Here is an 18,168-nt window from a genome sequence, read left to right on the forward strand (position 1 = left end):
CTCAAAGAACTCACTTAACTGGTCTGCAATAGAATAGCGGATTATACCGGTACCACCACTAGCTTCTAAGATCAGTTGTCCATCCATATCTCCGTTACAACTTACAGGTACTGCCTCTATATAATCCAGCACCAATGGCGGAGGATCTACAATAGTTATTGGGGTAGAGATCGCGGTACAACCACCACTTTCAGCATAAACCCAATATGTACCGGGGCCCAGGTCTCTGAATATTCCTGAAGATTGGGCACTTCTTTCCACATTACCCCCTGAAGGGAACGGCGGTACATCTGAATTTAACAAAGAATATATGTAGTTCCCAATACCACCGAAGGCTTCGGACCGGATAATACCGGTAGCTTCACCTGCACAATTTATGGTCGCATTAGCTAAATCCAATGCAATTACTAAAGGTGCTGCAGGGTCCAGCGATATTTGGTTGGATTTTTCAAAGGGACATCCATTAGAATTCTGAACATCATATTGGAATGGTCCCGGATCAATAGTTATATCTTCAGAGATCTGTACTGAAGTCGCTGTAGGATCAAGCGCATCAAAAGGAATAAATGGATCTGCCGTTCCTGCACGCCTATAGAAATAACTCACTCCAACTTCGGGATTCGTTACCGTTAATTCCATGATTCCCACGTCACCACAACCGGGTGGCTGCAACTCAACAAGTTCTGCAATGACCACTTCAGGGTCTACAATAGTAATAGGAACCGTTGTATAAGAACAATCCCAGCCGTCAAAAACGGTAATGGTATAATCACCTGCTGATAAATTAGCAAAATTGGTAGTGGTCTGTATCCCACTGCTTGTACCGTCACTAAGACGGTTAAGCTGATACAAATAATTACCAGGACCCTGGCCACCACTTACGTTATATGCTTCTATCTCACCATTATTATCGTTGTTACACTGTAAAGGATTTATTACCTGAATATCAGCATATATAGGTGCAGGAAGTGCTAAATTAATGGTGTTGGTTGAAATACATCCTTCCAGATCTCTTACATTCACTGTATAGATACCATCAGATAAACCTGTAAAACTGTCGTTCGTACTTGGGAAATCCTGCAGAATAGTAGTCCCATCAGGGGCTATTAACTGGTATTCAAAACTTCCCCAGCCACCATCACCAACTGCAAATATCTCACCTAGTCCGGGTACGGCACAGGTTACCTCAGCCGTTTGGGTTAGAGCAACAGTTAAAGCTCTGTCTGGCTGTCTTACAGTAGCTATATTACTAATAGCATCACAATAAGGAATATCTAATGCCTCAACATAAACTATCAGGTTACCTGCCGGAAGACCTGTAATAATGCCAGGGTTTTGAGCCGGAATATTGGTATCAAATGTGCCTGTAACGCTAGTCGTTGTTTCAACTCCTGCATTGTCTCTTGAGAATACTTCATAATTATAGATTCCGCTATAATTATTTATTTGAATACTCATTTCCCCGTCAGAACCATTAAAACAAGTAACCGGTTCAGTCTCCGCTATAAGAGCCTCAATGGTATTATAGTCCGGAACATTAACAATGGGTGTGAGATAAGTACAACCAGCATTTCCTACATCAGTAACTGCAAAAATATAGTCACCCGGCGTACTAATAGACCAGCTTACGGTATCGCTACCGCCGGAATTCTGTATCGGTTCTGAACCTAATGGCAATATTTCCACATCATAGTTACCAGGGCCCTGATCTATGATAATATCTATCGAACCTGGATTTACACCGGTACCTGATGCATCACAGCTAATAGAGTTTACATTGAATGTAAAAGTGAGCCCTACAGGGGCATTAATAGTCACCGTATCCGTAATTTCACAGCCATTTTGGTCCTTTGCTATAAGAATTATGGTTTGATTTGTACCATTGTCAATTACTTCAAAGACGTTGCTTGTCTGAAAATTTGTACCATCGAAAGCCGGAGTACCGTCATTCATACTATAGGTATAACTTGGTGTACCTGTATTTACGCCTGTACCATCTCCATTGGTGTCCGTATAGATTGTTATTGTGGCGGTATTGAATCGGTTACTGCTCGGATCACAAGTAAATTCGGTGTTCGTCGTAGCAATTTGCAATGGTGTGGGTTCATTAATTACAATATCAGGAGATCTGTCTGTACAGCCTCTATCCGAAATTACTTCGGCTTGATAAGTTCCCGGAGGTAAATTGTCAAAAATAGCGGCTGATTGTGCGGCTCTAACTACCGTAGCAGTGCCACCATCATATAGTATATAGGTAAATGGGCTGTCCGTATCGGTCCCGGGAAGCAATTCAACTGATATATAACCATCATTTGCACCATTACAAGTAATATCTCCCTTGGGAGTTGCTGATATGTCCGGAGTGTCGACAGTGGTAACATCAACTATTGCATTATCTTCACAGAGAGGGAAGGTGTTTGAGTCCAGGTCGGTTACCAAAATGTTATAATTACCCGGAAATACATTTGTAAACACATTTGAACCCTGTGGTGGCCCAATTGGGTTTAATAAATTATCCCTCAGTTGAAATTCAAAATTACCACTACCACCAGTAGTATTAACCGTAATCACACCATCTCCTGCGTTACAGGTTGGTTCTGTTGTTGCGTTTGCTGTTATGGCAAAGAAATCGAATACCCTTGCAACAATACTTGTAGTACAACCATTCCCGTCTCGTATAATGATCGTATAATCACCTGGATTTACCACGGTAAAATTTGGGCTTGTTTGGAATCCGCCTCCAATATCATACTCAAAAGTTTCATCAGGAAGACCTGTGCCGGAGCTTATAGGTGCAGTTATGTTAACGGTATAGTTAGCAACTGCAAAACACTGATTTACAACATCTACCGAGGGCGGAGGAATGCCGGGATTTTCAGTGACTGTCACGGTAGTAAAGCTTATACAACCATTGCTGTCCTGAACATAAAAATCATAATCTGCAGGGTAAGGCCCTGCAATTTCATAGGTTGTCTGAGCTGTAAATACAGCAGGAGCAGGATCACTGAAAGGTACATAGGCAAAGCTATATCCAGGAGTACCACCTGTACCTCTTACTGTTACCAAAGCACCTACATTACAATTTGCAGGTTCATTATTGTCTACTACCAATGTTGGGATATCTGTTATGATGTCAATTAAAGCACTGGCATCACAACTTGTATTGTTATCATTTACCAGTATCTGATAATTCCCTGGTGGAAGGGCTGTAAAAGATCCGTTATAAGGAATAGGTTCATTATTTAATACTATTGGACCACTAACAATGGCTCCCGTATTGGTGTCTTGTAACTCAATGGTAAGATCCGCAGGAGAAGCAATACCTGTTACCTGGTAATCAATTTGTCCATTGCCCCCTGGTGTACAGGAAGCCGTTGTAGATGTTGCAGCAACTGCAATAGGCGAAGGACCTAAAATTGGGTCAATTTGTTCAATATATCTACATCCTAAAAAATCTATTACCTCCACAAAATAAGTTACCCCATATGCGATTTGACCCGTAAAATCATGGGTGTCAATATCCACATTTGGAGCCCCTAGTGGGCCACCTAACAAACCTATCTGATAAGGTGCAGTTCCACCTACAATATCCACGATATAAGTGAAGGCTGTTGTACAATCCGGTGGTGTTGTAGTAGCCACGGGAACAAGATCTAATTGATTTTGTGTAATGGTGACGGTATCACGGTCTTCACATCCGGAAGCATCCTGAGTGACAATGGTATAGGTACCAGGTACTAAATTTGGAAAATTAACTGCAGTACTGGCGGTAGGACCGAAAGTTGTTACAATAGCACCGTTAATATCTTCGACAATATAAGTGTAATTTGGTGCACCATTCGCAACTGCTGTAACATCAATTGAACCTTCAACAGTTCCTGCCGCACATATGGCATTGTTAGCAACAACAGTTGCATCAACCGGTGTGCTGCCATTAATAGTTGCAGACAAAACAGGCGTTAAACACCCTCGGCTATCCCTTATAACGAATGTGCTGTAGACTCCCGGTGCAAAGCCGGAGAATATATTTTGTGAACTAAATGTAGCTCCGCTATCATCACTATATTCATAAGGCGGTACTCCAAAATTAGTATCAGGAACAAGTGTTATAATACCATTATCATCACCGCAGGTTGTATCTGTTGGGTTTGCAGATCCAACAATACTTTCGGGCGGATCAATGGTTATTACATTTGTTTCTGTGGTACAACCCTGGCTGTCACTGACCAAAAACTGATACGTGGTAGGTACTAAAATAGACCCATTAGGTATATCATATATAAAGGAATTACCGGTAATATTGTTGGAACTAGAGGTATATGGCGCACCGTCAATACTTACTTCATAAATATCATAGTCACCTGCCAAAGGGTATCCGTCAGAGATGTTAACCTGTATTTGTGCAGAGATACCACCACAGGTTAGTGGCCTGATAATGCTGCCAGTAGCAGAAATTTCCGGTTCTATTGTATAAGTAACATTATCCCGGCAATCATTGGCGTCTATTACTTCAATATTGTATGTGCCGGGTGTTAGATTATTAAAAGTGCTTACTCCTCCTAAAGGTCCTCCATTTACTCTGAACTGATATGGTGGAAGCCCTCCTACAGCATTTACGGCAAGGGTAGCTGCATCTACATTATCATAACAGAAATCCGAAGCAGCTACATCCAGACTAAGTGTTGGGGAATTCAAAATTGTTAACGTAAAACTATCTGTTACCGTACAACCATTCGCATCCGTTACACTAACCTGATACAAACCGTCCAAAGACAGGTTTGAAAAGGTATTCCCGTTTTTAGGTCCGCGAGGCGTTAAATCTGGTTGAATTAAGGTGTATCTGTTACCACCCCAACCTCCGGTTGTATTAATAGTAACGCTACCGATATTACCATTCTGACAGCTCATCGGGGTAACACTAAGGCTGGTAATAGCAAATGCTACTGCTGGTTCCTGAATGACTAAAGTTGCTGTATCCGAACAATTCGTGTCCTCATCAGTTACGGTAATTGTATAACTACCCGCTGTTAATCCCGTTACATTTATTATTCCACCTGATTGTCCATTAAATACCGGACCAGCATCAATCTGGTAACGATAAGTAGTATCAAATCCATCTACAAGAAAGCGACCTTCACCATCACTATCGCCAACACAGGTAACTACTTTCGTAGGCTGAGCCTGCACAGCAATGGAACTAATATCCGTAATTGCAAAGACTTCATCATAACTACAACCTTCATTATCGGTAACCCTAAAAGTATAGGTTCCCAGTCCCAAACCGGTAAAAACCGGATTGTTGCCATTATTAATGGCACTGATCGCAGGGGCGATAATTTCATAGGTGTATGGGGCTGTACCATCAGTAACAGCAACTGTAACTGAAGCACTACTGGTTAAACAATCAATACTGGAGATGGTAAAATCCATGTCCGTAGGCTTGTCTAAAGCATTAAAGACTATAGGAGGCAGAGTTTCCACACAACCATTGGCATCCCTTATTTGAGGGGTATAAGTTCCCACACCAAGATTAGTATAAACTGTGGTAGGACTAAAACCTGCACCAATACTATAGTCGTATGGTGGGGTCCCACCGGCAACACCTGCAATTGTTATTTGCCCGCCGTTCTCATTTAAACAGGTAGGTATAGAATTGGCCGTAGCAGTACCTGTAATTGTTGATGGTGTACCAACTGTCTCATTAGATGCCGGAGTTGTACAAGTAAAAGACCCTTGCTGATAACGGATGAGTACGTCATAGCTGCCGGGAGCTAAATTGTTAAATACATTACTGCCCTGGTAGTTAGTTCCGTTGTCATTACTGAATTCAAGATTATATCCAAATCCGTTAGTCACATTTACAGTAATTCGCCCGTCGTTGACCCCGCCGCAATTAGCATCCTCTGTGGTAATTGTGAAAACAGGGGGAGGTAAATCCTCAACATCAATACTTGCCGTTTTTGTGCAGCCATTAGCGTCTTCAACCAGGATGTTATAAGTACCCGAAGAAGTGACGGTGAACATAGCGGTGCTGGCATACGGCGCACTAAAATTAACACCTCCATCTAGACTGTATCTATATGGAGAAGTACCTCCTGAAGTATCAATAGTAACATCAACAGAAGCAGCTCCACAACCGAAACTATCCGATGCTGTTGCCGAAACAGCCAAAGGACTAATGCCACTTCCTATGTCTATTGGGTCATTGTTTATATCTAAAGTAATGAGTTCATTACATTTATTAGTTTCAACCCTAACGCTATAAACTCCCGGACTTACATTCGCAAAAGTATAATTACTTGCAGCGTCTGGTCCAAAAGTATCTACGGTGACACCGGCTTTTATTAATCTGTATGTATAGAATCCCGGAACACCAGACACCTGAACGTCTATACTTCCCAGCTCCCCACTACATAAAATATCATTTGCTGTAACATCTACGGTAATATCCAGATCTAGCACGGTTTGCATATTTGAGGGAAACAAACAGGCACTACCCGATACATTCTTTAAACGTACCCAAACTATATAATTTCCGGCAGTAGTTATATCAAAAAATGGGTCGTCCTGGTAGGGCCCTGCAGAATTATTAAGGCTATACTCATATCCAGCGGGTACGTTTGTCACCTCTACTCTTCCCGGATTTCCGCAAATAATATCCTCATGAATCAGCTGAGGATCCAATGGGTTAAGGGATGACTTAAAATAGTAATATTGACCACCATCTACACGCACACGAAATTCTCCCGAAGAATTCAAGTCATAAGTGGAGTTTGTTCCTACGGTGTCATAACAGGTGTTATTTGTGTTTGCACAATCTTCAATTACGGACAAGGCACATCTGTTGGGGTCTAGTTTTTGCCATTCATAACTACTCCCGCTCTGACTTAGGGTTATTGTGCGAATATCACTGGTACCGCATAAAAAGAATTTTGCAAGTGTACTGCCATCATTGGGGCAAACTACTTCCTCATTAGCCCCCTGAATAATAGTCATGAACATAGGGGCGTTCAAATAAGATTCCGTTATGGATGGACTTTTTATATTGTGATCAACTGCTATATCTGTAGTTTCCGATAAAGAATTATCCCTATCAGCAGTAACAGTAATTTCCGAGATAAGCTCATAAACTTTGGTGTTTGCAATAGCCGAGGTACCCACAATAGATAGCGCGAGCAATAGCACGGCATACACAAGTTGCCTTGAGTTTTTTTGGAGCATAGGTTAATTCGTGTTATGGCAAGAATATTCGTGATTTGGGATCAGTATATTCTACAGCGTAATTATTTAAACTTATAATTTCTCTTTATCTTTAGGCATTCTAATACCTACTTATTATTAATTTTTAACGCTCGATTATGAAAAATAGTATCAAAGCCCTTTGTTTATTCGTTGTAATGTCGAATTTATCCTGTGCCCAGAAGACGGACAATGACGTAAATACGCCCGTGGAAACTACGTTTAACGCCGAATTAATTGTTGATGGATTGAATATTCCCTGGGGTATGGTGTTTCTACCTGATGGAAGTATGTTAATTTCTGAAAAATCGGGTGAAATTATTCTCTTTAAAGATGGAGAAAAATCAACAATAAATAATGGCCCGGAAGTATATAACAGAGGACAAGGCGGTTTATTGGATATGGAACTTCATCCGGATTATGAAAATACCGGATGGATTTACTTTTCGTTTGCTTCGGAAGAAGGTGAAGAGAAAGGCGGAAATACCGCAATTATGCGTGCTAAATTAAATGGTAACTCATTAACAGACAAAGAAATACTATACAAAGCTTCACCTAATACTACAAAAGGTCAGCATTTTGGATCCAGAATGGAATTTGACAATCAGGGTTACTTATACTTCTCTATTGGGGAACGCGGGGAACGCGATATAAATCCACAAGATATTACTCTAGACTGTGGGAAGATTTACAGAATTCATGATGATGGAAGAATTCCTGAAGACAATCCTTTCGTAAATGAACCAAATGCCAAAAAAGCCATATATACTTATGGAAACAGAAACCCTCAGGGTATGGTCAAACATCCGGAAACAGGAGCTATATGGATCCATGAACATGGCCCACAAGGAGGAGACGAAATAAATATTGTGCAAAAAGGAGTAAACTATGGCTGGCCGGTAATTACTTACGGTATTAATTACAGTGGTACCCCAATAACGGATATAACTGAAAAGGAAGGCATGGAACAACCCATTCATTATTGGGTTCCTTCCATTGCGCCAAGCGGAATGGCATTTGTAACTTCGGATAAGTATCCGGCCTGGAAAGGAAATTTACTAGTAGGTTCTCTGGTATTTCAGTATCTGGAGCGCCTGGAATTAAAAGGAAATGAAGTTACTTACCGCGAGAAACTTATGGAAGACATAGGCAGGGTCAGGAACGTACGCCAGGGCCCGGATGGTTTTATTTATGTAGCGGTAGAAGGGAAGGGCATTTACAAACTGATTCCTCTATAATAATAATGTGTATAGCCTCACTTAAATCAGCATTTCTATAATTTGTTATCCCATGAAGTTTCTAGTAAGCAGTTATCTCCTGATCGTCTCATGCCTGGCTTATTTTATGATGCAGGACAAAGAGTTGAAAGAGAGCATGCAAAGAGGTAAAGAAATCTATACGGATTTCTGCATTACCTGTCACTTAGCAAACGGAGAAGGTGTAGAGAACACATTTCCACCTTTGGCCAAATCGGATTATTTAATAAATAACAGGGAATCTAGTATCAAAGGTGTGAAGTATGGTCAACGTGGCCCACTCGTAGTTAATGGTGTTACCTATGACAATACAATGATGCCCTTGGGGCTGGAAAATGAAGAAATAGTAGATGTAATGAACTACGTGCTTAATTCCTGGGGCAATTCAGGTGCCGAAATGGTTACTCTTGAAGAGGTAAATACTATTCTAAAATAACCTTATTTTTTTAGGGCATCAAGTGCTTTTTTAACTGAGCCGTATTGGCTGAGGGCCTTTTGCGCTTCTTCATAATTTAAGTTCAGACCCTCCATAAGATAGCGGGTACCCCTATCCACTAATTTGTTATTGCTGAGCTGCATATTTACCATTTTATTGCCTTTTACCCTGCCTACTCTGATCATTAAGGCTGTACTAATCATATTTAACGCAAGTTTCTGTGAGGTGCCACTTTTCATACGGGTACTCCCTGTAACAAATTCGGGCCCTACGTTAATTTCTATGGGAATATCGGATATAGTAGCTAAAGGTGATCCCGGATTATTTGTAATGCCGGCTGTCAATATCCCGTGTTTTTTTGCATCTGTAATGCCTCCAAGTACATAAGGAGTTGTACCAGACGCTGCAATTCCAACGAGAACATCTTTTTCAGAAATATCATAGGATTTTAGATCTATCCAGGCTTGTTTTGTATCGTCTTCGGCAAATTCTACCGCTTTTCTTATGGCAGAATCTCCACCTGCAATTAAGCCTATTACCCTTGTATGAGGCATCCCATAAGTTGGAGGGATTTCTGAAGCATCTAAAATACCTAACCGCCCACTAGTACCTGCTCCGATGTAGAATAAACGTCCTCCGTCATAAAATCGTTTTTCCAGGGCATCGACAAGTTTGGAGAGCTGTGGAATTACCCTTTGAACTGCCTCCGTCACTTTCTGATCTTCTTTATTGATATTCTCCAGGATAGACTGCGTACTCATCAATTCCAAATCTGTATAATTGGACGGGGTTTCTGTGATTTTAATATAATCTGACATATTATAGAAGATGAATATCCTGGTTTCTGTATAAGTTAAGAAGATTATTGTCTGGTGCTAATTCGGTAATCATTGTGTTAATGGAGTTAATATCGCAGGTTTTATATTGATGTTGTGAATTTAGCTTTTCAGATATACACAAAAGTACCGTTTTTTTAGACGCATTGATAACGGCTTTCTTAACCTGAACAATCTCCCAATCGAACTCGGTCAACCCATGAATTGCGTCGACGTAGCCGGTTCCTATAAAACTATAATCAAATCTTATCTCAGCTAGCTGATGAACGGCGTAGGCTCCTATAGAAATTTGAGCATCTCTTGAAATCTCTCCTCCGATAAAAATTACTTTAATATTAGGATTGGAAAGTAATTGCCATGCCACCGGGAGGCTTAATGTAAAGCAGGTAAGCTTAAGTTGTGGAGGAATTAAGCGAACAAGTTCAAGACATGTCGTACCGCCATCAATGAAAAGTACACTACCCTCGCGGATAAGACTGATTGCTTTTTGTGCAATTGCTATCTTTTGATCAAGTGCATAGATATTTGCATTACTACTTGCCAGACCCGTAAATCCAAGAGATATTGCCCCGCCATGTACTTTCCGCAATTTATTCACCGCATCAAGTTCTTTTACGTCTCTCCTTGCAGTATCTATAGATACATTCAATTTCTCTGCAATATCTGTTAACAATATTCGATTGTGAAGCTCTACTTCATTTAATATGGCCAGATGACGCTCTTCTTTTAACATAAATCGAGTACAATTATTTATGGTTACAAAGATAGTAAAATATTTTTCATTTGCTGTTTTTTACTGTTTTAACTAGTTTTTATTTTATTTAATTGCAATTATTTGCAATATTTAATGCAAAAAACAGCATATTTGAATTTATTTATATATCTTTGCACTAAAGAATCAAAAAATACAAGTAGCTAAGATGGCAGAAACACTCACAAAACCAAGTGCAATGAGCTTTCCAACAGACGAAGAGTCCAGGAAATTTGAAAGAATTAACACCGTAATACACGATAGTTCAGAGCAGGCATCATTTTTTGTTGCCAATGAGATTGCAGAACTAATCAGACAGCGGCAAAAGCAGGGAAAAAATGTAGTATTGGGATTGGCAACCGGTTCCACTCCTACAAAGATGTATGAATTCCTTGTTAAATTTCATCAAGAAGAGGGACTGAGTTTTAAAAATGTAATCACCTTCAATCTGGATGAATACTTCCCTATGGAATCCGATTCCATTCATAGTTATGTGCGATTTATGAACGAGCATTTGTTTGATCATATTGATATTAAAAAGAGTAATATCAACATCCCCGATGGCACATTAGACAAAGAGGATGTTCGGGATTTCTGCATTAATTATGAGAAGAAGATTGTTGATGCCGGTGGTATTGACATTCAAATACTAGGGATAGGACGTACCGGGCACATAGGTTTTAATGAACCAGGATCTTCCCTTATCAGCAAAACCAGAATAGTAAGACTAGACAGGGTTACCCGATTAGATGCCGCCAGCGATTTTTTCGGTTTGGAAAATGTTCCTATTAAAGCAATCACCATGGGCGTTGGCTCAATTATGGCCGCAAAACGCATTATTTTGATGGCTTGGGGAGAAGGAAAGGCAGATGTAATTAGGCAATCTGTTGAAGGGCCAATTAGAGAATCCGTTCCTGCAACTTTTCTGCAGCATCATGACGCATGTGATTTTATAGTAGACCATGCTGCGGCTTCCGCACTTACAAGAGTTAACACACCGTGGCTGGTAAGTGAATGCGATTGGAATGATAAGCTAATTAAAGGAGCAACCATCTGGCTTTCTGAAAAACTCAATAAGGCAATCCTCAAATTAACCAATGAAGACTATAATGAGCATGGAATGGGGAACTTAATTGCTGAAATAGGATCAGCAGAACAAATTAACCTTAGGGTTTTCAACTATCTACAGAGAACTATTACTGGTTGGCCCGGGGGTAAACCAAATGCCGATGATAGTCAAAGACCGGAAAGAAAAGACCCCTATCCTAAGACTTCCTTAATTTTTAGTCCGCATCCTGACGATGATGTCATTTCTATGGGGGGTACACTTCTAAGATTGGTGGATCAGGGACATGAAGTGCATATAGCCTATCAAACTTCTGGTAATATTGCAGTTTTTGATGATGAAGTAATTCGCTTTCTAGATTTCGCAATGGACGTGCAGGAAAATAATGTAGCGCTTTCAGAACAAGTTAAAGAAGTACGGGAGTTTCTTAAAAAGAAGAAACCAGGCCAGGTAGACAGTCCGGAAATCCAAAAATTTAAGGGGCTCATTAGGAAGGGAGAAGCTTTGGCTGCTTGCAGATATTGCGGCGTAGATGAAAAGAATGCCCACTTCCAAAACCTTCCTTTTTATGAAACCGGAACGGTTAAAAAGAAACCTTTTTCTGAAGCAGATGTTCAAATAACTTATGATCTGCTCAACAAGGTAAAACCTCATCAAATATTTGCGGCAGGAGATCTCTCCGATCCACATGGTACTCACCGCGTTTGCCTTCAGGTTATTTACAGTGCAATAGACAGATTGGTGAGAGAAGGATCAGATTGGATTAATGATTGTTATGTTTGGCTTTATAGAGGTGCATGGCAGGAATGGGATATTGCAGACATGGAGATGACAATTCCTATTGGCCCGATGGATATGGAACGTAAAAAGAGTGCTATTTTTAAGCATCAATCGCAAAAAGATAGTGCTATGTTCCCCGGAAATGATCAACGAGAATTCTGGCAAAGAGCAGAACAGCGTAATACAGAAACGGCTGAAAAGTACAATGCACTGGGGATGGCAGAATATGAAGCCATGGAAGGATTTGTTCGTTATAAATTCAATTAATAATCTTAAGCTTAATCAACCCTGCTTCTTTAAATCAAAAACAGAAGAGGCAGGGAATTAAACGCAATTGATGCTAAAAAAAATTGGGGTCCTTTTCTTAATCTCACTGTCATCTTGCGGTTTGATTAAGAACAAAAATGACATTCCCAAAACGGAATTTCGAGGAGTTTGGATTGCTACTGTAGTTAATATTGACTGGCCGCAAAGAGGAGGTGATCCCTGGGAAAAACAAAAAGAAGATTACCTGCACATTCTAAATTTTTACAAAGACCTTAATTTTAATGCAGTTGTCGTACAAATACGTACTGCAGGTGACGCTTTTTACAATTCTAATCTTTCACCTTGGTCTCGCTTTTTAAGCGGTGCCGAAGGTGTTGCTCCTGAAACAGATCAAAATCCTCTGAAATGGCTTATCAGAGAAGCCCATATTCGAGGTTTTGAATTTCATGCCTGGCTTAACCCATACAGAGCGACATTCGATCTCAATACCGAGGTGCTCTCGGAAAATCACGATTATTTTAAGCACCCGGATTGGATTATAAAATATGGTAAAAAGTATTATTATGACCCCGGATTACCTGAGGTAAAGAATCATATGGTTTCTATTATAGAAGAAGTGGTCACCCAATACGATATAGATGCCATTCATTTTGATGATTATTTCTATCCTTATACCATACAAGGCGAAGTTTTTAACGATTCGACAAGTTTTTTATCGCATAACCCGGCAAAATTATCCCTCGAGAATTGGCGCAGAAGTAACATTGACACCCTGGTAAAGAAGACTCACCTAGCGATAAAACAACATAAGCCCTGGGTACAATTTGGCATAAGTCCGTTTGGTGTTTGGAAGAATAAATCAACCGACCCAAAAGGATCAGACACAAAAGCAGGCCAAACAACCTATGAAGATCTGTATGCAGATCCCCTTTTATGGATGGAGAATGGTTGGATAGATTATTTAGTGCCACAGATTTATTGGAGCTTGAAGTTACAGGTAGCCTCCCATCGGGTACTCATTGATTGGTGGGCAGAAAATTATAAGAATTCTAATCTATACGTAGGCAACGGTGCTTATAAAGTTGGAAACAACAGCGATAAAGCCTGGAACAAAAAGAAAGAATTACCAAAACAATTGCGGTTGGCGAGAAAAACCCGGGCTGTTCAGGGCAATGTCTTTTTTAGTGCAAGATCACTTATGTCTGAGAACAGGGGCGTTGTAAAATATATAAAAAAAGAATTGTACTTCTATCCTTCCCTCACTCCCGTTTCACCATTAATTACACCGGAAGACCAACCATTACCGGTATTGGTAAATATTCTTGACAAAGACAACTATCTAAATTTTACTTTCAAATTCCGGAATAGTGAAATTATCCGACTTGCCAACATTTATACTATTAAAAATCCTAAAAAACCTCCCCTCTGCAAGCCTCAAAATATGATCGGGCAAATATTCATAGATAACAGCAACTCCTTTAACGTTGGTAAAGGCCTAATTAACCAAAGAAAACATATTGCAGTGACTTTTACGGATAAGTATAGAAAAGAAACTGAACCAATTGTCATACATTTAAACTAACTAAATAAACCAACATGATACAAAAAAATAAGCGCGCCTGGATTTGGATTCCAGTGCTCTACTTTACACAGGGGCTCCCTTTTGTTTTAGTTGTTACGGTATCAGTTATTATGTACAAGAAACTAGGTATAAGTAATGCGGATATAGGTCTGTATACAAGTTGGCTATATCTTCCATGGGTCATAAAACCACTTTGGAGTCCTTATGTAGACCTTTTAAGCACTAAGAGAAATTGGTTTTTATTCACACAACTTCTTGTTGCCCTGGCGCTGCTCGGAGTAGGATTATTTTTACCTACCAACATATTTTTTGTCACAACTTTAGCCTGCTTCTGGATGGCGGCCTTTGCCTCTGCTACCAATGACGTTGCATCAGATGGTTATTATATGATTGGCTTAACACAGGATAGACAATCTTTTTTCGTTGGTATTCGGAGTACTTTCTATAAGCTGGCAAATGTTACAGGGCAAGGCTTATTAGTAATTCTCGCAGGATTCTTAGAAAATTACTACGGGGATAATACAAAGGCATGGTCCATCACAATGATAGGTGCTGCACTCTTAATGTTTGGTTTAACATTAACCAATTTTTTTGTTACTCCAAAATTTGAATCTTCTGATGCTGTTGAGAAGCAGAAACCAGCCGGTTTTTTTGAAGTATTTTCCACATTTTTCAATAAAAAAGGCATGGGTGTAGCCTTGGCGTTCGTTCTCTTTTTTCGATTGGGGGAATCACAATTGGTAAAAATGTCAGCCCCTTTTTTCCTCGATTCCACAGATAAAGGTGGTTTGGGCTATACCACCTCTGAGGTTGGTTATATATATGGAACAATAGGGGTTATAATGCTTACTATAGGAGGAATTTTAGGCGGGATATTAATTTCCAAAGATGGTTTAAAAAAATGGATGTTACCGATGGTACTTTCAATAAATGTTCCGAATGCTTTTTACGCTTTCCTGGCAATAACGAATACTACAAATTACTTCGCGGTAATAACCACAGTGGTTTTGGAACAGTTCGGTTATGGTTTTGGAATTGCCGGTTTCATGGTTTATCTTATTTATATTGCTGAAGGGGCCTCCAAAACTTCCCATTACGCTCTTGCTACCGGGTTTATGGCTCTGGGTATGATGCTCCCTGGACTGGTTAGCGGATATATTCAGGAATGGCTCGGTTATGATGGTTTCTTCATATGGGTGGTAATAGGAGCGCTTCCAGCAATATTCATTTTAAAATATTTAAAATATCCGGCAGATTATGGCAAAAAAGGGGCGAATTCAGAAGCTTAATCTTATAGATTATCCAACAGCTGCAAAATCACTTTCCCTGAAAGAAAAAGTAGGACAGTTTTTTATGCCTGCGGCATTTATCAATGATAGTGAAGAAGAAATACTAAAGTTACAAGATTTAATAAGTAAGCACCATATAGGAGGACTCTGCTTTTTTCATTCCAGGGCCAGTGCTGCAACAAATTATGAAGGAAAGAAAGAAGTAGTATACAATGAGGATAGTTATAGAGTTCTAAAAAACCTTATTGAACGTTACCAGCAAGTTGCCAAATATCCATTATTAATAAGCATTGATGCTGAATGGGGATTGGCGATGCGTGTTGAAAACACTCCACAATACCCATATGCCATAACTTTGGGTGCAATAGATAGTCATGACGAAACTATTACAGAAGTGGGCAGGAATATTGCTAATGACTGTAAGCAGGCAGGGATACATTGGAACTTTACCCCTGTAGCCGACATTAATAGTAATCCTGAAAATCCTGTAATTGGTTATAGATCATTTGGAAGTGATAAGTATAATGTGGCCAACAAAGCAAGTGCATTGGCTAAAGGTCTTCAAAGTATTGGAATACTTGCCAGCGCCAAACACTTTCCGGGGCATGGAGACACGGCTACAGATTCTCATCTCGGACTTCCTTTGATCAATAAATCCAAAGAAGAACTCCTTGATAATGAGCTATATCCGTTTAAACACTTAATACAAAACGGGATTGATTCAATAATGGTAGGTCATCTTGCGGTACCCTCACTTGCAGGTGGTTCAATGGATCCTTCTTCCATTTCAAAGAGAATTATTAAAGGGGTTTTGAGAGAAGAAATGGAATTTCAGGGAGTGGTGGTATCTGATGCACTGAATATGCGCGCGGTTTCCAAAATGTTTTCTGATAAGGGTGATTTAGAATGGGCGGCCTTTGATGCCGGTAATGATATTTTATGCTTTGCCGAACATGTTGTTGAGGGCATAGATAATATTTTACAAAACGCACAGGATGAACAAATTGAATTGAGCTTTGCAAGAGTATGGAAACTAAAGGAAAAGGCGTTCAATAATGAAAGTGATAATTTAACTCCAAAATTAGTAGATCCGACTGATTTAAATCTAAGGCTTGCGAAACACAGCATAACTTTACATAAAGGGTCTCCAAAGGACATAAACTCTCTTGCAATGAATGGGTTTGCGGGTATTGAAATATCAAATGGGAATGATAATTCATTTTTTAGGGATATCAAAAAAGAGCTTGAATTTGATTATTTTTCCACAACTGAGTTTAATACGGCACTATTAAGGGAAAAAGTGTCTGAAATGCAAAATGTCCTGATTGCTCTGTATCCGCCAATGGTTAAACCTCAAAACAATTTTGGAATTTCTGAAGAATATTTAATGCTCCTAAGGGAGATGATTGAAACAAAAAACGTTGTTTTATATCTATTTGGGAATCCCTATGCATTAAGGGTTTTTGATTACAAAAATACCAGTGCGGTTGTTTTGGTTTATCAGGAATTTGGAGCATTCCAAAAAGTAGCAGCAGAACATTTTCTTGGCAGACTCATTGCAAATGGCAAATTACCAGTAGTTTTATAGGATCTCAATGAATACCAGAGAGTCTGAGCAAATAAAAAGCCCCATACATTTAACAATATATGGGGCTACAATTTTATAAAAGGCGACTCCTTATAGTTCCTTTATCTTAATATTTCTGAACCATACATCATCTCCATGATCCTGAAGTCCAATATAACCTTTAGAAGGAACATCAGCCCATTCCGGATTTAACTCCGGGAACTTACTGCCAGCAACCATTTCATTCCATTCCGGTGTCCAGAGGTGGTATTCCACAACATTCTCACCGTTTTGGCTATGAACTACTGTGCCTTTATATACGGTTAGTTCAACTTTGTTCCATTCCCCTACCGGTTTAGCATTTTGTGGTTTTGCCGGTATCAAATCATATAACGAACCAGCCATACGATTACCATCTTTACCTAATTTGGCATCAGGGTGCTTCTCATTATCCAATATTTGCATTTCGGGAGCAGTTTTCCAGATGTAATCCAACTTTTCTTCCCCTAAGTAAAAGATGCCAGAATTACCACCTTCAGAAATTTTCCACTCTAAGCTCAAGGTAAAATTCTGAAATTGTTTATCGAAGATTATATCCCCTCCGTCTTTTGAACCCGCTTCTCCTCTACCTGAGCCAATCATATGTAAAGTTCCGTCAACAATTTCCCAAGCAGCTGGAAAATTCTCTTTTTTATAGCCTCGCCAACCTTCTGAAGTTTTTCCATCAAAAAGCAATACCCAGCCATCAGCTTGTTCTTCCGAAGTAAGAGCATTCATTGGAGCTTCTTCTGTTTCCGGTGCCATTTCAGCTTCTACTGCGACTTCCTCTTTTTGATCTGCCTTTTTATCTTTACAACTTGATAATACCGGAATCAAAATCAAGCCAAATATTACAACTAAACTAATTTTTCTCATCTGTTTGTTCTTTTTTGATTTTTATAGGTAGAACCAGCCCAATTAGCCAGTTCTACTAATTTTTATTTATTGTCAAAATTCATTTTCGAATCAATGCCTTATGCAGGCATATCAGGTAATGACCAGCCATCTCTATAGGTGTGCTTGATCAATTCCTGAGAATATGCTATTGCATTCATTGGCT

The 18,168-nt window shown here is 39.7% G+C and carries 10 protein-coding genes; 6 read left to right on the top strand and 4 right to left on the bottom strand.

Annotated elements, in window-relative coordinates; all coding sequences use genetic code 11:
* Positions 1-7,221, bottom strand: a 7,221-nt coding sequence (locus Q0X89_RS17050; RefSeq protein WP_297696424.1) for a Two component regulator three Y domain-containing protein, incomplete at its 3' end; no start/stop codon positions are given.
* Between the two features lie 137 nt (positions 7,222-7,358).
* Here Q0X89_RS17050 and Q0X89_RS17055 point away from each other — a divergent pair.
* A complete protein-coding gene (locus Q0X89_RS17055) occupies positions 7,359-8,477 on the top strand; it encodes a PQQ-dependent sugar dehydrogenase (protein WP_297696426.1) in 1,119 nt (372 codons plus the stop codon).
* A 52-nt stretch (positions 8,478-8,529) separates the two neighbouring features.
* Positions 8,530-8,931, top strand: a complete 402-nt coding sequence (locus Q0X89_RS17060) for a cytochrome c (RefSeq protein ID WP_297696428.1) — start codon at positions 8,530-8,532, stop codon at positions 8,929-8,931.
* A gap of 2 nt (positions 8,932-8,933) precedes the next feature.
* Here the strand turns inward: Q0X89_RS17060 and murQ are convergent, their stop codons facing one another.
* Together murQ and Q0X89_RS17070 are read right to left on the bottom strand one after the other, a co-directional pair.
* On the bottom strand, positions 8,934-9,749 hold the full coding sequence (gene murQ / locus Q0X89_RS17065) for an N-acetylmuramic acid 6-phosphate etherase (protein ID WP_297696430.1): 816 nt from the start codon (positions 9,747-9,749) through the stop codon (positions 8,934-8,936).
* A 1-nt stretch (position 9,750) separates the two neighbouring features.
* Positions 9,751-10,500, bottom strand: a complete 750-nt coding sequence (locus Q0X89_RS17070; RefSeq protein WP_297696432.1) for a DeoR/GlpR family DNA-binding transcription regulator — start codon at positions 10,498-10,500, stop codon at positions 9,751-9,753.
* 187 nt (positions 10,501-10,687) lie between these two features.
* Between Q0X89_RS17070 and nagB the strand changes: the two genes are divergently transcribed.
* From nagB to Q0X89_RS17090, 4 genes are all read left to right on the top strand, one after another.
* A complete protein-coding gene (nagB, locus tag Q0X89_RS17075) occupies positions 10,688-12,631 on the top strand; it encodes a glucosamine-6-phosphate deaminase (RefSeq protein ID WP_297696433.1) in 1,944 nt (647 codons plus the stop codon).
* Positions 12,632-12,701: 70 nt separating this feature from the next.
* Positions 12,702-14,213 carry a family 10 glycosylhydrolase gene (locus Q0X89_RS17080; protein ID WP_297696436.1) on the top strand — a complete coding sequence of 504 codons (1,512 nt, stop codon included), beginning with the start codon at positions 12,702-12,704 and terminating at the stop codon, positions 14,211-14,213.
* A 14-nt stretch (positions 14,214-14,227) separates the two neighbouring features.
* Positions 14,228-15,502: an MFS transporter gene (locus Q0X89_RS17085; RefSeq protein WP_297696438.1), complete on the top strand. Its 1,275-nt coding sequence runs from the start codon at positions 14,228-14,230 to the stop codon at positions 15,500-15,502.
* Complete coding sequence (locus tag Q0X89_RS17090; protein WP_297696440.1) at positions 15,471-17,090, top strand: glycoside hydrolase family 3 N-terminal domain-containing protein; 1,620 nt, start codon at positions 15,471-15,473, stop codon at positions 17,088-17,090. The genes Q0X89_RS17085 and Q0X89_RS17090 overlap by 32 nt, the downstream gene beginning before the upstream one ends.
* Before the next feature lie 90 nt (positions 17,091-17,180).
* On the opposite strand, the gene Q0X89_RS17095 is transcribed toward Q0X89_RS17090, so the two are convergent.
* Positions 17,181-17,984, bottom strand: coding sequence for a DUF1080 domain-containing protein (locus Q0X89_RS17095; protein ID WP_297696442.1), 804 nt, complete (start codon positions 17,982-17,984; stop codon positions 17,181-17,183).
* Positions 17,985-18,168 lie beyond the last annotated feature (184 nt).

The sequence above is a fragment of the uncultured Eudoraea sp. genome (assembly GCF_947258525.1).
Lineage (GTDB): Bacteria > Bacteroidota > Bacteroidia > Flavobacteriales > Flavobacteriaceae > Eudoraea.